12 protein-coding genes are annotated in these 16,685 nt (G+C 66.9%); 5 read left to right on the plus strand and 7 right to left on the minus strand.

The window, feature by feature from the left end:
* Positions 1-2,109 (plus strand): protein-disulfide reductase DsbD family protein, encoded by a 2,109-nt coding sequence (locus tag P0M04_RS02080; RefSeq protein WP_281042358.1) that lies wholly within the window; start codon positions 1-3, stop codon positions 2,107-2,109.
* 261 nt (positions 2,110-2,370) lie between these two features.
* Here P0M04_RS02080 and P0M04_RS02085 read toward each other — a convergent pair whose 3' ends face one another.
* From P0M04_RS02085 to P0M04_RS02095, 3 genes are read right to left on the minus strand one after another with little or no spacing between them, the layout of a single operon-like run.
* Positions 2,371-2,781, minus strand: coding sequence for an ExbD/TolR family protein (locus tag P0M04_RS02085; protein WP_258851125.1), 411 nt, complete (start codon positions 2,779-2,781; stop codon positions 2,371-2,373).
* Complete coding sequence (locus P0M04_RS02090) at positions 2,781-3,503, minus strand: MotA/TolQ/ExbB proton channel family protein (protein WP_259448980.1); 723 nt, start codon at positions 3,501-3,503, stop codon at positions 2,781-2,783. Before P0M04_RS02090 ends, P0M04_RS02085 begins: the two co-directional genes overlap by 1 nt.
* 28 nt (positions 3,504-3,531) lie before the next feature.
* Entirely contained in the window at positions 3,532-4,260 is a 729-nt protein-coding gene (locus P0M04_RS02095; RefSeq protein WP_259448979.1) for an energy transducer TonB, read from the minus strand.
* 393 nt (positions 4,261-4,653) lie between these two features.
* Here P0M04_RS02095 and P0M04_RS02100 point away from each other — a divergent pair, with 393 nt between their 5' ends.
* The 4 genes from P0M04_RS02100 (at position 4,654) to P0M04_RS02115 (ending at position 12,406) form a co-directional block, all read left to right on the plus strand.
* On the plus strand, positions 4,654-7,485 hold the full coding sequence (locus P0M04_RS02100) for a TonB-dependent receptor (protein ID WP_259448978.1): 2,832 nt from the start codon (positions 4,654-4,656) through the stop codon (positions 7,483-7,485).
* A 156-nt stretch (positions 7,486-7,641) separates the two neighbouring features.
* A complete protein-coding gene (locus tag P0M04_RS02105; protein ID WP_259448977.1) occupies positions 7,642-10,386 on the plus strand; it encodes a TonB-dependent receptor in 2,745 nt (914 codons plus the stop codon).
* 182 nt (positions 10,387-10,568) lie between these two features.
* Positions 10,569-11,441: a flagellin N-terminal helical domain-containing protein gene (locus P0M04_RS02110; RefSeq protein WP_259448976.1), complete on the plus strand. Its 873-nt coding sequence runs from the start codon at positions 10,569-10,571 to the stop codon at positions 11,439-11,441.
* A gap of 95 nt (positions 11,442-11,536) precedes the next feature.
* A complete protein-coding gene (locus tag P0M04_RS02115) occupies positions 11,537-12,406 on the plus strand; it encodes a hypothetical protein (RefSeq protein WP_259448975.1) in 870 nt (289 codons plus the stop codon).
* Here P0M04_RS02115 and P0M04_RS02120 read toward each other — a convergent pair whose 3' ends face one another.
* The 4 genes from P0M04_RS02120 to fliQ are packed head-to-tail and all read right to left on the minus strand — an operon-like array spanning position 12,407 to position 16,680.
* On the minus strand, positions 12,407-14,503 hold the full coding sequence (locus tag P0M04_RS02120; protein WP_281042360.1) for a flagellar biosynthesis protein FlhA: 2,097 nt from the start codon (positions 14,501-14,503) through the stop codon (positions 12,407-12,409).
* On the minus strand, positions 14,500-15,639 hold the full coding sequence (gene flhB, locus P0M04_RS02125) for a flagellar type III secretion system protein FlhB (protein WP_259448974.1): 1,140 nt from the start codon (positions 15,637-15,639) through the stop codon (positions 14,500-14,502). The genes P0M04_RS02120 and flhB overlap by 4 nt, the downstream gene beginning before the upstream one ends.
* Positions 15,632-16,378, minus strand: a complete 747-nt coding sequence (fliR, locus tag P0M04_RS02130; protein WP_371877889.1) for a flagellar biosynthetic protein FliR — start codon at positions 16,376-16,378, stop codon at positions 15,632-15,634. Before fliR ends, flhB begins: the two co-directional genes overlap by 8 nt.
* A 32-nt stretch (positions 16,379-16,410) precedes the next feature.
* The gene (gene fliQ, locus P0M04_RS02135; RefSeq protein WP_036235061.1) at positions 16,411-16,680 is read right to left on the minus strand and encodes a flagellar biosynthesis protein FliQ; all 270 of its coding nucleotides are present in this window, start codon (positions 16,678-16,680) and stop codon (positions 16,411-16,413) included.
* Positions 16,681-16,685: the final 5 nt, after the last annotated feature.

Here is a 16,685-nt window from a genome sequence, read left to right on the forward strand (position 1 = left end):
ATGCAACGTTTGACCTCTTTTTGCCGGCGCACCCTCGGTGCGCTGGCGTTTTTTTTCATGGGGCTGGTCACGGCCGCTCCCGCCATCACCGACACCGCGGCCACCGCCCACGTGCGCATCCGCCTGCTGGCCGCGGCCGACGCCGTGCATCCCGGCGAGCGGATCCTGTTCGGCGTCGAGCAGACGCTCGATCCGGAATGGCACACCTACTGGATCAATCCCGGCGAGACGGGCGTGCCCACGCGGATTGCCTGGGACCTGCCGGCCGGCGCCAGTGCCGGCGCCATCGCCTGGCCGGTGCCGGAGCGCTTTCGCACGGGGCCCGTCACGAGCTACGGCTACGCGGGACGCGCGACCTTGCTGTCGACCTTGACGGTCCCGCAAGACGCCCGGCCCGGCACGACGTTTCCGGTGCGGGCGCGCGTGAGCTGGCTGGTGTGCAAGGACGTGTGCATTCCGCAGCAGGCGGAGGTCGGCCTCGCGCTGCCCGTGCTGGCCGTCGGCATGCCGTCCGGCGCCGGCGCGCTGGCAGTGGGGCCCGCGCACGCGGCTTTGCCGGCGGCGGCGCCGGGCACCGTCCATGCGGCGACGGATGGCAAGGCGGTCGCACTGACCGTAGCCGGCGCGGGCGTGCGCACCGCGGATCTCGAAGATGCGTGGTTCTATGACGACGCGCGCGGCCGCATCGCGCCGGGTGCCCCGCAAGCGGCGCGCATCGACGGCGACCGCCTGGTGGTGCGGCTGCGCGCGGGTGAGCAGGCCGGCGCGCGCCTGACCGGCGTGCTGGTGGTGAAAACGCACACGGCCGCGCGCGGTTACGCCATCGACACGGCGCTCGCCGCGAGCACGGCACCCATCGCGCTGCCGGAGGACGCGGCGCCGGCGGCCGACGCATCGCTGCCGCTGGCCCTGCTCCTTGCGCTGCTGGGCGGCCTGGTGCTGAACCTGATGCCGTGCGTGTTTCCGGTCCTGTCGATCAAGGCGCTGTCCCTGCTCGATCACGCGCGCGACGATCCGCGCACGGCGCGCCTGCACGGCGTCGCGTACACGCTGGGCGTGCTGGCCAGCTTCGCGCTGCTGGGTGTCGCGCTGATCCTGCTGAAGGCGGGCGGCGCGCAGGCCGGCTGGGGCTTCCAGTTCCAGTCGCCCACGTTCGTGCTGGCCACGGCCTACCTGATGTGCGCCGTCGGGCTGAACCTGTCGGGCGTGTTCGAGGTGGGGGGCACGCTCGCTGGCGTCGGCGACTCGCTCGCGTCCCGTGCCGGCTACGCGGGCAGCTTTTTCACGGGCGTGCTAGCCACCGTGGTCGCGACGCCGTGCACGGCGCCGTTCATGGGCGGTGCCGTCGCGTACGCGCTCGCGCAGCCGCCCGCCGTGCTGGTGGCCGTGTTCCTGGCGATGGGTTTCGGGCTCGCCCTGCCCTATCTGCTGCTCAGCGCACGTCCGGTGCTGCAACGGCACCTGCCCCGTCCCGGTCCCTGGATGGTGCGCGCGCGCCAGGCGTTCGCATTCCCGATGTACGGTGCGGCCGTGTGGCTCGTGTGGGTGCTGGCGCGGCAGAACGGCGTGGATGCCGGCGCCGCCGCGCTGGGCGGCATGGTGGCGCTCGCGTTCGCGGCCTGGTTGTATGGCGCCACGCGCTTTGCGTCCGCGTCGATGCGCGTCGCCGGCGGCATCGGCGCGGCCCTGGTCGTCGTCGCGGCGCTGGCGGTGGGCCATGCCGGCATCCAGCGCGGACAACCGGTCGCCACGACCGACGCCGGCTGGACGCCGTACAGCGCCGAACGCCTGCAGGCGCTGCGTGCGGCCGGCAAGCCGGTGTTCGTGAACCTCACGGCGTCCTGGTGCATCACCTGCCTCGTCAACGAAAGAGTCGCGCTGAGCGACGGCGCGGTCGACGCCGCGTTCCGCCAGGCCGGCATCGCCTACCTGAAAGGCGACTGGACGAGCCAGGACGAACGCATTACCGCCTTGCTCACGCAATTCGGCCGCAGCGGCGTACCGCTCTACATCTTCTATCCGGGGGGCCGGGATTCCCGGCCGGTGGTGCTGCCGCAGCTGCTCACGCCCGGCATCGTGCTCGACACAATCGGTACAGCGCGCAATTGATCCAATTCGGGGTCAGACCCCAAATTCGGGGTCAGAGCACTTTTTTGTGCACGATCCTCGGGGCAAGTTCAGACCCCGTCGTTGGCCGCCCCGACGTCGGTGAGGTAGGCGCCTGCCAGCGTGTTGTTATACTCAGAACCATTGATCGGAAATGTGCTCTGACCCCGAATTGAAGCCAGAATGTGCTCTGACCCCGAATGAAAAAAGCGCCGGCTGACTGCGCCGGCGCTCGTACTGCAGACTTCATTGTCGGTGCCGGATTCACCCCCCAGGCTGTGTCAGCACCGACAACTTGGTCACACCCGACCGCTGGATGTTCGCGATCACCTTGGCGACCGCGCGATACGGCACGCCTTCGTCGGCCTGCAGGCTTACCGCCAGCTCGGGATTCGTGGCCACCACGCTTTTCAGCTCCGGCTCCAGCGCGGCCAGGTCCACTTCGCGCTTGTCGATGTAGATCTTGCTGGCGCCATCGACGCTGACCGTCACGGACTTCGTCGGGTTCGCGGGCTCCGTGGTGGAGGTCTTGGGCAGGTTGATCCGCACCGCGTTGTTCAGCAGCGGCGCGGTCAGGATGAAGACGACCATCAGCACGAGCATCACGTCGACGAGCGGCGTGATGTTGATTTCGCTGACGACGTCGCTGCTGTCTTTTCCGGTCGAGAAGGCCATTACGCTGCCGCTCCCACAGGCTGGGCACCCACGTGCACCGGTTTGCCGGAAGGACGCACGGTTGCCTTGGTCACCCGGAAGCCATTCTTCTGCGCCAGGTTGACGAAGTCGGTGGCGAAATTATCCAGCTCGGCCGCCTTCACTTTCAGGCGGCGCACATAGTAGTTGAATGCCAGCACGGCCGGCACGGCGACGGCGATGCCGATGCCCGTGGCGATCAGCGCTTCGCCGATCGGACCGGCGACCACTTCGATACTGGCCGATCCGCTCTTGCCGATGGCGCCCAGTGCGTTGATGATGCCGAACACCGTGCCGAACAGGCCGACGAACGGCGCCGTGCTGCCGATCGAGGCCAGCACCGCGAGGCCGCTTTCCAGCGACTGGTATTCCTTCTGGATCTGCTGGCGCAGCTGGCGCTCCAGCAGTTCCTGGCGATCCCAGCTGTGCTCGAGGTCGCTGCCAGAGCCGTCGGTGTCATTCACGTACAGCGCTTCGAAGCCGACGTTGGCCAGGCGCGATTTAGGGCTGGCATCGCTGCCCAGCGCCGTCGCCGCGTCCAGCGAGTTGGCACTCCAGAACTTCTGCGTAAACTGTTTATCCTGTTTGCCGACACGCGCGTGCTGCACGGCCTTGGCCAGGATCAGGACCCAGGTGACGATGGAGAACAGCACCAGTCCGTACAGGGCGCCTTGAACGATGAGATTGAGGTATTGAGGAGACATGGAGATGAGCGCCTATAGAGTAAAAAAATCAGGAAAGCTTGAAGTTGAGGGGAACGGTGACCCAGCCGTCGATCGGGGTCTGGCCGCGCCGCGCCGGATCGAAGGTCCACTGCAGGACCGCCTTGATGGCCGCGTCGTCCAGGATCTTGAAGCCCGTGGACTTGTCGACCGTGACGTTGTCCGCCTTGCCCGATGCCAGCACGTGCACCTTGAGGATCACGCGACCCTGCATGCCGCGGTCCTGGGCGAGGGCCGGATAATCCGGTGCCGGATTGTTGCGGTAGCCGACGAAGCCCCGTGCTTCCGTCACCGGTTCCGGCGGCGGCGGTGGCGGCGGCGCGGCCACGACGGGCGCCGGTGCCGGTGCGGGTGCGGTGGCCACCTGCACCGTGTCGGCCGTCGGGGGACCGTTGTCGACGGCCTGCGGGCTGACCACCGGCAGCGGCGGCGCGGCCTTCACCGGTGCCGCCTTGACGACGCGCGGCTGCGGTTTCGGCGGTTCCGGCGGGGGTGGCGGTGGCGGTGGCGGCGGTGCGATCTCGATCGCAAGCGGCTGCACCTTGGGCTGCTCAGGCAGCGTGGTGGCCGGCCGGTGCAGCGCGACGATCACGCCGACGTGCGCCAGTGCGGTCAGGCCGATCAGCGCGGCCAGGCCCCCCTTGTTGCGCGCGCCGGCGGCCCGCAGCTGGCGGATCGCCGCACTGACCGGTTGCTGTTCCACCGCGAGACGGGGCGCCGGGCGGACGGCGCGACGCACCGCGGCCTTCCTGGGCGAGTATTTAATGCTCTCAAAACTCAAAGTGGTCATGACGAGGCCTTTCTGTTGTCCGTGCCATGACCGTTGCAGGAAGCGTGCCTGATCGTAAGCCCTTGATTTCATTGGACGCTGCTGATCTCGCGACAGCGCGGCTGCTGCGAAATCAACAGGTCGCGCGCCCTCCCCTGTTCAAACCTGCACATCGCCCCCAGTGCGCGGATTGCAACACCGGCGCCGTTCATTCCTGCTCAGGAATTTACATTTCCAGCAGCCCGGCCAGATACGAAAATGTCTCTCTTCTATATAAACGGTTTATTTCGTTATTGGCACGCTCCTTGCGGTAAAGACGGATGACCGCAGTACCGACCTTAGCCACCAAGAGAGACCAAGCCAATGACACAAACGAATATCGCCGTTCGCCCGATGCCGTTCCGCCTTGCCCCCCTCGCCGCCGCGCTCGCGGGTCTCGGCCTGCTGTGCGGCGGAGCGGCCAACGCGCAGCAGGCAACGCCCACCGTGGCGGAACTGCAGGCGCAGCTTGCGCGCGTACAGGCGGAAAACGCCCAGTTGCGGCAGGCACTGGCCGGACAGACGAATGCACCGGCGCCCGCCGCGCCGGCAGAAGCACAAGCGGTTGCCGCACAGCCCGCCGAGGAAGAGCCGCAAGCCCTGGGCGACGTCACCGTGCGCGGCAGGAAGAAGATCGAGACGCTGAAGGAAGTGCCGCTGTCGATCTCCGTCGTCAGCGGCGCGGAACTGGACCGCGAACTGGCGCAGGATCTCTCCGCCATCACCAAGCGCGGCGCGAACATCCAGTTCAACCAGAACAATACGCGCGGCGCCTCGCTGTCGATCCGCGGCCTGGGCAAGCGCTCGTTCACGGAAACGCAGGACCCCAGCGTGGGCATGGTCGTCGACGGCGTCGCGTACGGCCTCACGCAGCTCGCCAACTTCGACATCTACGACATCGATACGGTCGACGTCGTGCGCGGCCCGCAGGGCACGCTGGGCGGCAAGGGTGCCAGCTCCGGCGTCGTCTCGATCAATACGAAGCGGCCGGACTTTTATCCCAGTGCGGACTACCAGCTGGGGTTCGGCCAGCGCGACACCGTGATCGCCAAGGCCAACCTGGGCGGCCCCGTGATCGAGGACCTGCTGGCGTGGCGCGGCTCGTTCGTCGTCAACCGCAGCCGCGGCTTCTATGCGAACAATTTCGACACGAACTACAGCCTCTACAACAAGAACCGCGTCAGCGGCCGCGTCCAGTTCCTGTTCACGCCCACGGCCGGGTTCAACGCGCGCCTCAGCGCCGACCTGGAACCGCACGCGTCGCAGGTGCAGAACGGCCTCACCTTCTACCACAACCAGCCGGAGCGCTTCGCCGACGGCAGCCTGACCGATCCGAGCGGCACCACCGTGCGCTCCAAGCTGACGGGCTACACCAACGCGGCCGGTGTCCGCACGCCGGGCCGGGCGTGGTTCGCGGGCCGCGATTTCAACGGCACGCCGTACACGTACGAGAACAACTACATCGGCGACAACAACCTGAACTTCAACGAGAACCAGGGCCAGACGGTGTCGAACAAAGGCGCGTCGGCGGAACTGACGTGGAAGCTGCCCAATGCCACCCTCACCTCGCTGACGGCCACGCGCAAGTACAGCTTCGACGCGCACAATGACGAAGGCACGCCGTTCGACATCAACCGCAACGGCGGCGGCGGCGTGTTCTACCAGCAGTGGAGCCAGGAATTCAAGCTGCAGTCGAAGCCGGGCGGCCCGTTCGACTACGTGACGGGCCTGTACTACCTGCAAACGAAGAACGACATCCAGTCCAAGACCGGCTGGGGATCCGATGCCGGCGCCTGGTTCGCGACGACCGCGCAATATGCGGCGCTCGACACCAACGCGGGCACCAACAGGGGCGCTGGCCTGGCCCTGCTCGCGGACAGCCTGAACGACGGCATCGTCCAGGGCGACACATGGGTCAAGACGAAGAGCACGGCGTGGTACGGCAACACGACGTGGCACATCGACGATGCGTTCGCGCTGACGGGCGGCCTGCGCGTGACGCACGAGAACCGCACGACGACGGACACGCGCTTCCTGGAGGCGAACGGCGCCGGTGGCGCGCTGAATCCGGTGACGGTGCGCGGCGTGGCGCTGGGCGGCTTCGGCACCGGCACGGGCGGCGCCCTGCTGGCCGGGAACTCGGCGGCGCAACTGCTTCTCGCGGACGCCGTCGCGAACCGCTACTTCGGCGTGAGTGCCGGCACCAATCCCGGCGATGCCTATAACAGTCTGACCGCAGCGCAGAAGGCGCAGGTCGCCGCGGCCAAGGCCGTGCGTGCGGGCCAGATCGGGCAAATCATCGGCGGCGTGGCGAGCCGCTACAACGACAACCTGTTCACGGGCGTGATCAGCCCGTCGTGGCGCATCAGCGACCAATACACGACGTATGCGTCGTGGCAGTACGGCGAAAAGTCGGGCTCCGCGCTGAACGTCAACGGCGTGTCGGCCAACGTGCGGCCCGAGAAGACGAACGCGTTCGAGGTCGGCCTGAAATCCAGCCTGCTGAACAACACGCTGATCGTCAACACGGACCTGTTCCTGATGAAGATCCGCGACTACCAGACCACCGTGCGCGTCGTCGACGAATTCACGACGCAGACGAACATCGCGAACGGCCAGGCCAATCCGACCGCCTACGTGTCGGCCCAGGGCAACGTGCCGAAGGCGCGGGCGCGCGGCTGGGAGTTCGACGGCGCGTACAGCGGCATCCCCAACCTGAACATCCGCTTCTCGGGCGCGTACAACGATGCGCGCTACGTCAGCTTCCCGCAGGCCGCCAAACCGGACGAACTGGGCTACCTGCCGGCCGCATACGTCGACCAGAGCGGCCTGACCTTGCCCGGCGCCGCGCGCTGGACGGGCAACCTGGGCGCCGAATACAAGCTGCCGATCCGGGGCGGCAACACGGTCCACGCCAGCTTCAATACCGCGTTCACGAGCCGCTACAACAACAGCGACACGCTGTCCGACTGGGGCTGGGTGCCGGGCAGCAGCACGACGGACCTCGCCATCGGCGTGAACACGAAGAGCAACTTCGACGTGACCCTGATCGTGAAGAACCTCACCAACAGCCTCGCGCACGAGGCGGGCTGGGTCAGCTACGCGCCGAATCCGTATCCGCGCTGGATCGGTCTCGTGTTCAGCGGGAAGCTGTAAGCGGCTGTTGAATTTTCAACAGTCTGCCTGATACGGGCCGTCGCGCTGTGGCTCCGCTGTTGCTCCGGCAACAGCGCGGGCCCGATTTCGCGTCATTTTCGGGTGGTACGGGATTTGCAGAAAGAAAGTTTTCTCCCCCGTTTCAGAAAGCCCGTCATGACCCATCAGAAGAACACCCCGCTCCGCCTCGCCCCGATCGCCGCCGTGCTCGCGGGCGCCGCCCTGTTCAGCGCGCCGCTGTACGCCGCCGAAGCGACACCCACCGTGGCCGAGCTGCAGGCGGAAATCGCACGCCTCAAACAGATCATCGCCAACCAGGGCGGGGCCGCGGCCCCCGCGTCCACGCCTGTCGCGCAAGCGCCCGCTGCGCCGGCGACGGCCGCCGCCGAAGAAGAACCGCAGGCATTGGGCGAAGTGACCGTCCGCAGCCGCAACCGGCTGGAACGCCTGCAGGACGTGCCGCTGTCCGTCTCCGTCGTCACCGGCAAGGAACTGGACCGCCTGAACGCCACCGATATCAAGTCGCTGACCCAGCGCGCCGCCAACGTGACGTGGAACCAGGGTAACCAGCGCACGTCCAGCCTGTCCATCCGCGGCATCGGCAAGCAGGGCCAGACCGAGGCGCAGGATCCGAGCGTCGGCCTGATCGTCGACGGCGTCAACTATGCGTACAACGCCCTCTCCTCCAGCTTCGACTTCACCGACGTCGACACCGTCGAAGTGACGCGCGGTCCGCAGGGCACGCTGCTGGGCAAGAGCACCAGTGTCGGCGTCGTCGCCGTCAACACGCGCCGGCCGTCGTTCACGCCGGATGCGTCGTACTCGGTGACGCTCGGCCAGCTCGACACCGTGCAGGCCCGGTACGCGGGCGGCGGCCCGGTGATCGACAACCTGCTGGCCTACCGCGTCGCGCTGAGCGCCACCAAGGGCCAGGGCGACATCAAGAACGCGTACAACCCGGACATCACGTACACGAACAAGGACCGCGTGTCGGGCCGCGTGCAATTCCTGTTCACGCCGACGCAGGACTTCAGCGCCCGCGTCGCCCTCGACGCGCAGCCGCGTGCGGGCGAGACGACCAACAGCCGCACGATCTTCAAGCCGACGCCGGCGGTGTATTCGAACGGATCCGTCAACACGCTGGCCACCGACAACGGCACGCGCCTGCAGCGCAGCTGGTTCACGCAGCAGAACAAGTACACGTACGCGGGCAACTACCTGTACGGCGGCGGCGAGAACGTCGTCAACAACGACAACGGCCGCCCACTCGTCACCGGCAGCAACGGCGCGACGCTGGACCTGAACTGGAACGTGGCGGGCCACAACCTGACGTCGATCAGCGCGTACAAGGATTACCACTTCGACGCCAGCAACGACGAAGGCACGCCGTTCGACATCAACCGCAACTCGGGCGGCTTCTGGAACGACTACCGCCAGGTGACGCAGGAAGTCCGTCTCAGCTCGCAGCCGGGCGGCTTCGTCGATTACCAGACCGGCGTCTTCCTGATGAAGGTGAACAATGATGCGACCTATCGCAGGAGCTGGGGCAGCGACGCGGGCGCCTGGTTCGCCAATGCCGGCCAGTACAACCGCCTGTATGCCGATGCGAGCGGCCGCAATCTGCTCCTGAATTCGCTGGACGGCGTGTCGATGGCGTTCAACTCGCCGTCCGGCACGCAGCACATCGTCAACAAGAGCGAGGCCGCGTTCGCGCAGGCGAACTGGCACCTGACCGATGCGCTGACCCTGACGACCGGCGCGCGCCTCACGCACGAGAACCGCAAGAACGAAGGCAGCTCGTCGATCTTCGACAGCGGCTTCGCGCCCGAACTCAATCCGGCCCAGGTGGGCGCCGTACAGTTGAACGGCTTTGCCTCGGACGCCAAGGGTGGCCTGCTGGCCGCCAACACGGCGGCGCAGCTGGCGGTGGCGGATGCCGTCGCCAGGAAATACTTCAACGCGGCGTCCTACGCCAGCCTGAGCACCGCGCAGAGGCAGCAGGTGGCGGACGCGAAGGCGATCCGCGCATCGCAGCTCGGCGTGCTGTTCCCGCTCACGCAGGCGCAGCCCTACATCGGCAACCTGAAATCGTTCGTGCTCAGCCCGACCTATAAATTCACGCCCGACCTGACCGGCTACACGTCGTGGCAATACGGCGAGAAGGCGGGCATCTCGCAGCTGACCAACGGCGTGTCCAACCTGGTCGACAAGGAGCGCACGAGCGCGTTCGAGATCGGCGTGAAGTCGGCCTTCCTGAACCGCTCGCTGCTGCTCAACGCGGACCTGTACCTGATGAACATCCGTAATTACCAGCAGGCCGTGCGCGTACTGGACGTGTACACGACGCAGCTGAACAACGATGGCCAGAGCTATTACACGACGGCCACCGGCAACGTGCCGAAGGTGCAGACGAAGGGCCTGGAATTCGACGGCGCCTGGTCGGGCATCAAGAACGTGACCCTGCGCTTCGCCGGCGCCTACACGAACGCCGTCTATAAAGAGTTCACCAACTCGGCCCAGCCGGTGGAGAACGGCTATGCCGGTGCCGCGCCCTACCGCGACGTGACGGGCAGCGTGCTGCCGGGCGTATCGAAATGGACCTTCAACGTGGGCGGCGACTACCGCGTGCCGCTGGCGCACAACCTCGAAGGCCGCGCGAGCTTCAACACCGCCTACAACACCCGCTACAACTCGGACGTTTCCCTGTCCGACTACGCCGGGATCGGCGGCTCCGGCATCACGGACCTGGCGTTCGGCATCGGCAAGCGCGACGGCTCGCTCGACGTGAGCCTGATCGTGAAGAACGCGTTCAAGAACCACGCGCCGCTGGCGGCCTCGTGGAACTCGTACACGCCCGCCGTGCCGCGCTGGTTCGGCCTGTCGGTCAGCGGCAAGCTGTAACAGCCACGGGGGCGGTGCTGTTATACGTACAACAGTCAAAATGACAACACCGCACCCCGAAAAAAATTTTAAAAAAATTTCCGCTCGGCATTTAATGACTCACGCTAAATGGTCGTCTTGTACTTGTGAGAGCGCGAGATGCGCAACCTCCCAACAGTATCCAAGCCATTAGGAGCCATATCATGCTGAGCCTTCACACCAACGCCGCTTCGCTTTCCGCACAAAATTCCCTGAGCCGCACCCAGAGCGCGCTGTCGACCTCGATGACCCGCCTGTCGACCGGCTACCGCATCAACTCGTCGATGGACGACGCAGCCGGCCTGCAGATCGCCACCCGCCTGAAAGCCCAGACCAGCGGCATGGCCGTCGCAATGCGCAACACCCAGAACTCGACCTCCATGCTGCAGACCGCCGACGGCGCGCTGGGCGAAGTCAGCAACATCCTGGTTCGCATGAAGGACCTGGCGACCCAGTCCGCCGACGCCTCGTCGACCACCGACGACAAGGACGCGATGCAGTCCGAGTTCGACGCGCTGGGCAACGAACTGAACAACATCATGAAGAACACCACCTTCGGCGGCAAGGCGCTGCTGAGCGGCGGTACCATCGCCAGCTCGATGACCTTCCAGATCGGCGCCAGCAGCAGCGAAACGATGACGCTCGACCTGTCGGCCGCCGGCACCGTCGGCAGCGTGGCCGACCTGGATACCGCGTTGGGCGCCGTGACGGCGAAATACGCCGCCCCGGGCGCTACCGCCGGCACCGAACTGACCAGCGCTCCGACCACCGCGATGGACAACGTCAAGGCCGCACTCGACAAGCTGGGCGCCACCCGTTCGGCACTGGGCGGCGCGGCTAACCGTCTCGACCACGTTTTCAACAACCTGTCGAACATCAGCACCAACACGCAGAACGCCACCGGCCGCATCATGGACGTCGACTTCGCGACCGAATCGTCGAGCATGACCTCGAACCAGATGCTGATGCAAGCTGGTACCGCCATGCTGAAGCAGACCAACAGCATGTCGTCGATGGTCATGTCCCTGCTGCAGTAATCGCAGGGCCAGTGATGGCCACCCCGGGCCAGTAGAGCCGGGATTCGAAAGAGGCCAGCCACAAGCTGGCCTTTTCACTTTACACTGCCGAGATCATGGCCAGTCTATCCATCCCCGCTCTTCCGCCTCCCGTCATTCCGGCAAGCGCGCCCGGCGCCCTGCCGGCGGCGCCAGTCGGCGCAGTCGCGGCCGCCGTCCCGGTCGCCTTGCTGCAGGCCGAGCTCGAGGCGCTCCCGCTGCCGCTGCCGGCCGCGCAACCGGCGCCCGCTCTCCCGGCCGGCGACGCCCTGCCCGACGCCGCGGCGATGCGGCCCGACCAGGTGGTCATGGCACGCCAGCTCACCTGGCCACGCCCGGACGGCGGTGCGCTCGCCGCGTCCTGGCGCGGCATGGTGCGCAGCTACGGCACGCAGCTCGTCGCGCGCGCGGTGCAGGCGTCCCAGCAACAGCGCGGCCAGTCGCTGCCCGGCACCTTGCTGCAGAGCGGTTTGGATGCGCGCGTGCTGCGCCAGGCCGATCTCGCGACGCTGCCGCCCGACGCCTGGCGCTTCACCGTGCATGCGGGCGGGCCGCAGGCCCAGCACCTGCGCGTGATCGGGGAAGAGGAAGCGGCGCAAAAGCCGCAACGGCGCCGGCGCCGTGCCGCGCTGCGCCTGGAACTGGTGCTGGCCGACGGCACCGTCGTCACGGTGCAGGCGGAACCGCTGGCCGATGGGGTCATGCTCGACGTGTGCACGCTTGACCCCGGCACCCTGCTCCACCTGCGCGCGCTGCAGCCGCAGCTGGAAGATGCCGTGCGCCGTTCCGGCCTGCGCGTGCTCGGGTGGACGTGGAGCGACAGCCTGCCGAAAGGCCCGGTGCACGCGCGCCTGCCGTCGACCGAGGCGGCCGCCGCCCTCAGCCTGCCCGTGTTCCGCGCGATGGCGGAACTGGCGCTATTGCTGCCGGCGGAAGCCGGCGCCTGATCACCCAACCGTACCGATGATCGAGACTTCCCGGTTCTCCGGGATCTCGTTATACGACAGCACGTGCAGCCCCGGCGCGAACAGGCGCGCGTAGCGGGCCAGCAGCGGGCGGATCTGCGGCAGCACCAGCAACAGCGGCGGCGTATGCTGCTGCTTCATCTGCTCGCGCGCCACCGGCATGTTCAGCTGCAGTTGCGACAGCAGCTGCGGATCGATCGGGTAGTTGTCCAGCACGACCTTGCCGCCGCCGTTCTGGCGCGCCTGGTTCAGGGAACCGAGCAGCATGTTTTCCAGCTCGCCCGACAGGTTGAACGCGGGCATGTCCTTCTTCTTGCCGTACAGGCCCGACACGATCTGGCGGCGCAGCGCGCAGCGCACCTCGGCCGCGAGCAGGATCGGATCCTTCGTCGATTCCGAGCTGTCCAGCAGGGTGGTCGCGATCACGACGATGTCTTTCAGCGACACGTTCTCGGCCAGCAGCACGCGGAACACGCGCAAGAGCTGCGTGTGCGTGAGCGCCTTGTCCAGCGCGCCGGCCAGCTTCGGCGACAGCGCGGTCAGGCGCTCCATCAGCGCGGGCACGTCCTCGTGGCGGAACAGTTCCGCCATGTAGTCGCGCGCGACCTTGGACGTGTGCGTGGCGATCGCGCTCGGCACCTCGACGACCTGGTAGCCCTGCCCCAGCGCGTGCGCCTTCTGCTCCGGATCGATCCACGTGACGGCCATGCCGAACGCCGGCTCGATGCCGGGGATGCCGTCGATCTCGCCGTACACGTTCGGCGACGGAATCGCCATCAGGCATTCTGCCACGACCTCGCCCTCGGCCACGACGGTGCCGTTGATCGCGATCGCGTACTGGTTCGGGCGCAGCGTCAGGTCGTCGCGCACGCCGATCGCCGGCAGCAGGAGACCCATCTGCTCGGACAGGCTCTGGCGCACGCCCTTGATCCGTTTGGTCAGCACTTCGCCCTGGCCCTTGTCGACCAGGTGCACGAGCTTGTAGCCGACGGTGATCGAGATCGGCTGCACGACGGGCAGTTGCTGCCAGTCGAGTTCCGGCGTGCGGTCGTCGCGCAGCGCGGCCTCGATGGCGGCCACGTTCGATTCGTCCGGCGGCGCCACCTGTTCGCGCGCCAGCTTCCAGCCGACGTAGCCGATGGCGGCCGCGAACACCATGAAGAACAGCGACGGCATGCCCGGCACCATGGCCAGGATCAGCATCACGCCGGCAGCCGAATACAGCACGCTCGGATTGGCCAGCAGCTGGCCGCCGACCTGCTGTTCGAAGTCGCCCGAATCGCTGATGCGGGTGACGAGGATCGCCGCCGCCGCGGACAGCAGGAGTGCCGGTACCTGGGCGACGAGGCCGTCGCCGATGGTCAGCAGCGCATACTGGCGGAACGCGTCGCTGAACGACAGGTCGTGCATCAGCGCGCCGATCGCGACGCCGCCGATCATGTTGATCAAGAGGATGAGGATCGACGCGATCGCATCGCCGCGCACGAACTTGGAGGCACCATCCATCGCGCCGTAGAAGTCCGCTTCGGACGCCACGTCCTTGCGGCGCACCTGCGCCTGTTCCTGGTTGATCAGGCCCGCGTTCAGGTCGGCGTCGATCGCCATCTGCTTGCCGGGCAGCGCGTCCAGCGTGAAGCGCGCGGACACCTCGGAGATACGTTCCGAACCCTTCGTCACGACGACGAAGTTGATGATCATGAGGATCACGAAGACGACGATACCGACGACGAAGTTACCACCGATGACGACGTTGCCGAAGGCCTCGATCACGTGGCCGGCGGCGTTCGTGCCCTCGTGGCCGTGCAGCAGCACGACGCGCGTGGACGCGACGTTCAGCGCGAGGCGCAGCAAGGTGGTGCCGAGGATGACGGTCGGGAAGACCGAGAAGTCCAGCGGCCGCCTGGTCGAGACGGACGTCAGGATCACGATCAGCGCCATCACGATGTTGAACGTGAAGAGCACGTCCAGCAGCACCGGCGGCAGCGGCAGCATGATCATCGCCAGGATGGTCAGCAGGAACGCCGGGGTGGCGAACTTCTGGCGGCGCAGCTCGAGCATCAAGCTGTTGATCAAGTTCATGTCGGGGTAACCTCACTCAAAGCGGCCGGCACGGCCACGTCATTCGGGAAACGCGGGGGCGCCTGGCGCCGGCCCGCACGGAAAGCGTTCAATTGCAGCACGTAGTTCAGCACCTGCGACACCGCCTGGTACAGCGCGGCGGGAATCTGCTGCTGCACCTGGCTGGTGTTGTAGATGGCACGTGCCAGCGGCGGCAACGCGATCGTCTCGATCTCGTGCTTCGCCGCGACGGAGCGGATGTACAGGGCCATCTCGTCGATGCCCTTCGCCACCACGAACGGCGCTTCCGCACGCTTGGTGTCGTACTTCAGCGCGACCGCGTAGTGCTCGGGATTCACGATCACCACGTCGGCGGTCGGCACCGTCTTGTTCACGTTACGGCGTGCCATCTGCTGCTGCAGCTGGCGGATGCGCGCACGGATCTCGGGCTTGCCCTCGGTGCTCTTGTATTCTTCCTTCACTTCCTGCTTGCTCATGCGCTGGCCGCGGGCGAACAGGAAGGCCTGCAGCGGCACGTCGATCAGCGCGAACAGCACGAACACGGCGACCAGCGCCATCAGGCCGTCGAACATCATGCCGCCGCCGTGCAGCAGCGCGTCCGGCAGCGGCATGCGCTGCAGGTTGACCCACGCCGACAGCGCCGAGCGCACGACGTGCACCAGCACCACCGCCAGCAGCGCGGCCTTCGCCACCGACGTCGCGAATGTCGTCCAGTGCTTGCCCGAGGCCAGGTTGCCCAGGTTCTTCACCGGCGAGAAGCGCTCGAACTTCGGGATCAAATTGTTCGTCGAAACGACCCAGCCGCCCGGCACCAGGCTCGCGGCGATGATCGCGAGCGGCACACCGGCGAGCGGCAGCACCATCTTCACGAGCAGCACGGCGGCGCCGCTCCACACGACGGTCATCGCGTTCTCCATCGAACCGGCCGCACCGAGCGGCGCGTACACGAGCCGGAACAGCGACCGGAACGATTCCAGGTAGTCGGGCAGCAGGAACACGAACAGCTTCAGGCTGACAAGGATCCCGACCGCCGTGGCCAGGTCCTTCGAGCGGACGACGTGGCCCTGCTCGCGCGCCTTCTTCAGCTTCTGGGCTGAGGCCTTTTCTGTTTTATCGCCGCCGGTACTGTCAGCCATGCGCCGCCCCCATCTGCTGCTGGAGCATCTCCAGCACCTGGTTCGTCATCTGCACATAGTGTTCCGGGATGAAGCGCACGACCTGCACGAGCATCATCAGGCCGAACAGCGTCACCAGCGAAAAGCCCAGCGAGAACAGGTTCAGCGACGGCGCCACCCGGTTCAGGAAGCCGAAGCCGATCTGCACGACCAGCGTCGAAAACACGATCGGGAGCGCCAGCAGGATCGCGGCCGAGAACACCCAGCCCACGTTCAGCGCCACCGTCTCCAGCAGGAGACTCTTGTAGCCGCCGCCGACCGGCCACGCCTTGAAGCTCTGGCCCAGCACGCCCGCGAGCACGAGGTGGCCGTCGACGGCGAAGAACACCAGGATCGCGACGAGGCCCAGCAGGCCCGAGATGACGTCCGACTGCTGGCCGTTCACGGGGTCGTTCATCTGCGCCATCGAAAAGCCCACCTGGCTCGAGACGAGGAAGCCGAGCATGTTCACGACGGCCATCGTCAGCTGCATGGCGAGGCCGATCACGCCGCCGATCACGGCCTGCTCGATCATCACGACGACGCCGGCCAGCGAGAACGGATCGGGCATGACGGCGCCTTTCGTCAGCGGCAGCATCAGGAACGCGAGCACCACGGACAACAGCGCGCGCACCGGGATCGGCACGAGCGCGTCGCCGATCACGGGGGCCGTCGACAGCAGCGCCATGACGCGGCAGAACGGCCACCACAGCGCGCTGATGAACGGCAGCAGCAGGTGGGATACTTCCAGCATCAGCCGACCAGGGTCGCGGCGCGCTGGAACACGCTCACGCAATAGTCCATCAGTTTGCCGGTCATCCAGTGACCGGCGAGGATCAGGGCCACCAGCGTCACGAGGAGACGCGGCAGGAAGCTCAGCGTCTGCTCGTTGATCTGGGTGGCGGCCTGCACGAGGGCGACGATGACGCCGGCCACGAGGCCAGGCACCACCAGCACCATCACGAGCAGCATCACCAGCTGCAGGGCTTCGACGACGAAGTCGACGGCGATATCAGGAGTCATGTGAA

The sequence above is a fragment of the Telluria mixta genome (genome assembly GCF_029223865.1).
Classification (GTDB): Bacteria; Pseudomonadota; Gammaproteobacteria; order Burkholderiales; family Burkholderiaceae_D; genus Telluria; species Telluria mixta.

Coding starts and splice junctions, on each gene's coding strand:
- P0M04_RS02080 (WP_281042358.1), top strand. CDS start 1: ATGCAACGTTTGACCTCTTTTTGCCGGCGCACCCTCGGTGCGCTGGCG.
- P0M04_RS02085 (WP_258851125.1), bottom strand. CDS start 2,781: ATGGCCTTCTCGACCGGAAAAGACAGCAGCGACGTCGTCAGCGAAATC.
- P0M04_RS02090 (WP_259448980.1), bottom strand. CDS start 3,503: ATGTCTCCTCAATACCTCAATCTCATCGTTCAAGGCGCCCTGTACGGA.
- P0M04_RS02100 (WP_259448978.1), top strand. CDS start 4,654: ATGACACAAACGAATATCGCCGTTCGCCCGATGCCGTTCCGCCTTGCC.
- P0M04_RS02105 (WP_259448977.1), top strand. CDS start 7,642: ATGACCCATCAGAAGAACACCCCGCTCCGCCTCGCCCCGATCGCCGCC.
- P0M04_RS02110 (WP_259448976.1), top strand. CDS start 10,569: ATGCTGAGCCTTCACACCAACGCCGCTTCGCTTTCCGCACAAAATTCC.
- P0M04_RS02115 (WP_259448975.1), top strand. CDS start 11,537: ATGGCCAGTCTATCCATCCCCGCTCTTCCGCCTCCCGTCATTCCGGCA.
- P0M04_RS02120 (WP_281042360.1), bottom strand. CDS start 14,503: ATGAACTTGATCAACAGCTTGATGCTCGAGCTGCGCCGCCAGAAGTTC.
- flhB (WP_259448974.1), bottom strand. CDS start 15,639: ATGGCTGACAGTACCGGCGGCGATAAAACAGAAAAGGCCTCAGCCCAG.
- fliQ (WP_036235061.1), bottom strand. CDS start 16,680: ATGACTCCTGATATCGCCGTCGACTTCGTCGTCGAAGCCCTGCAGCTG.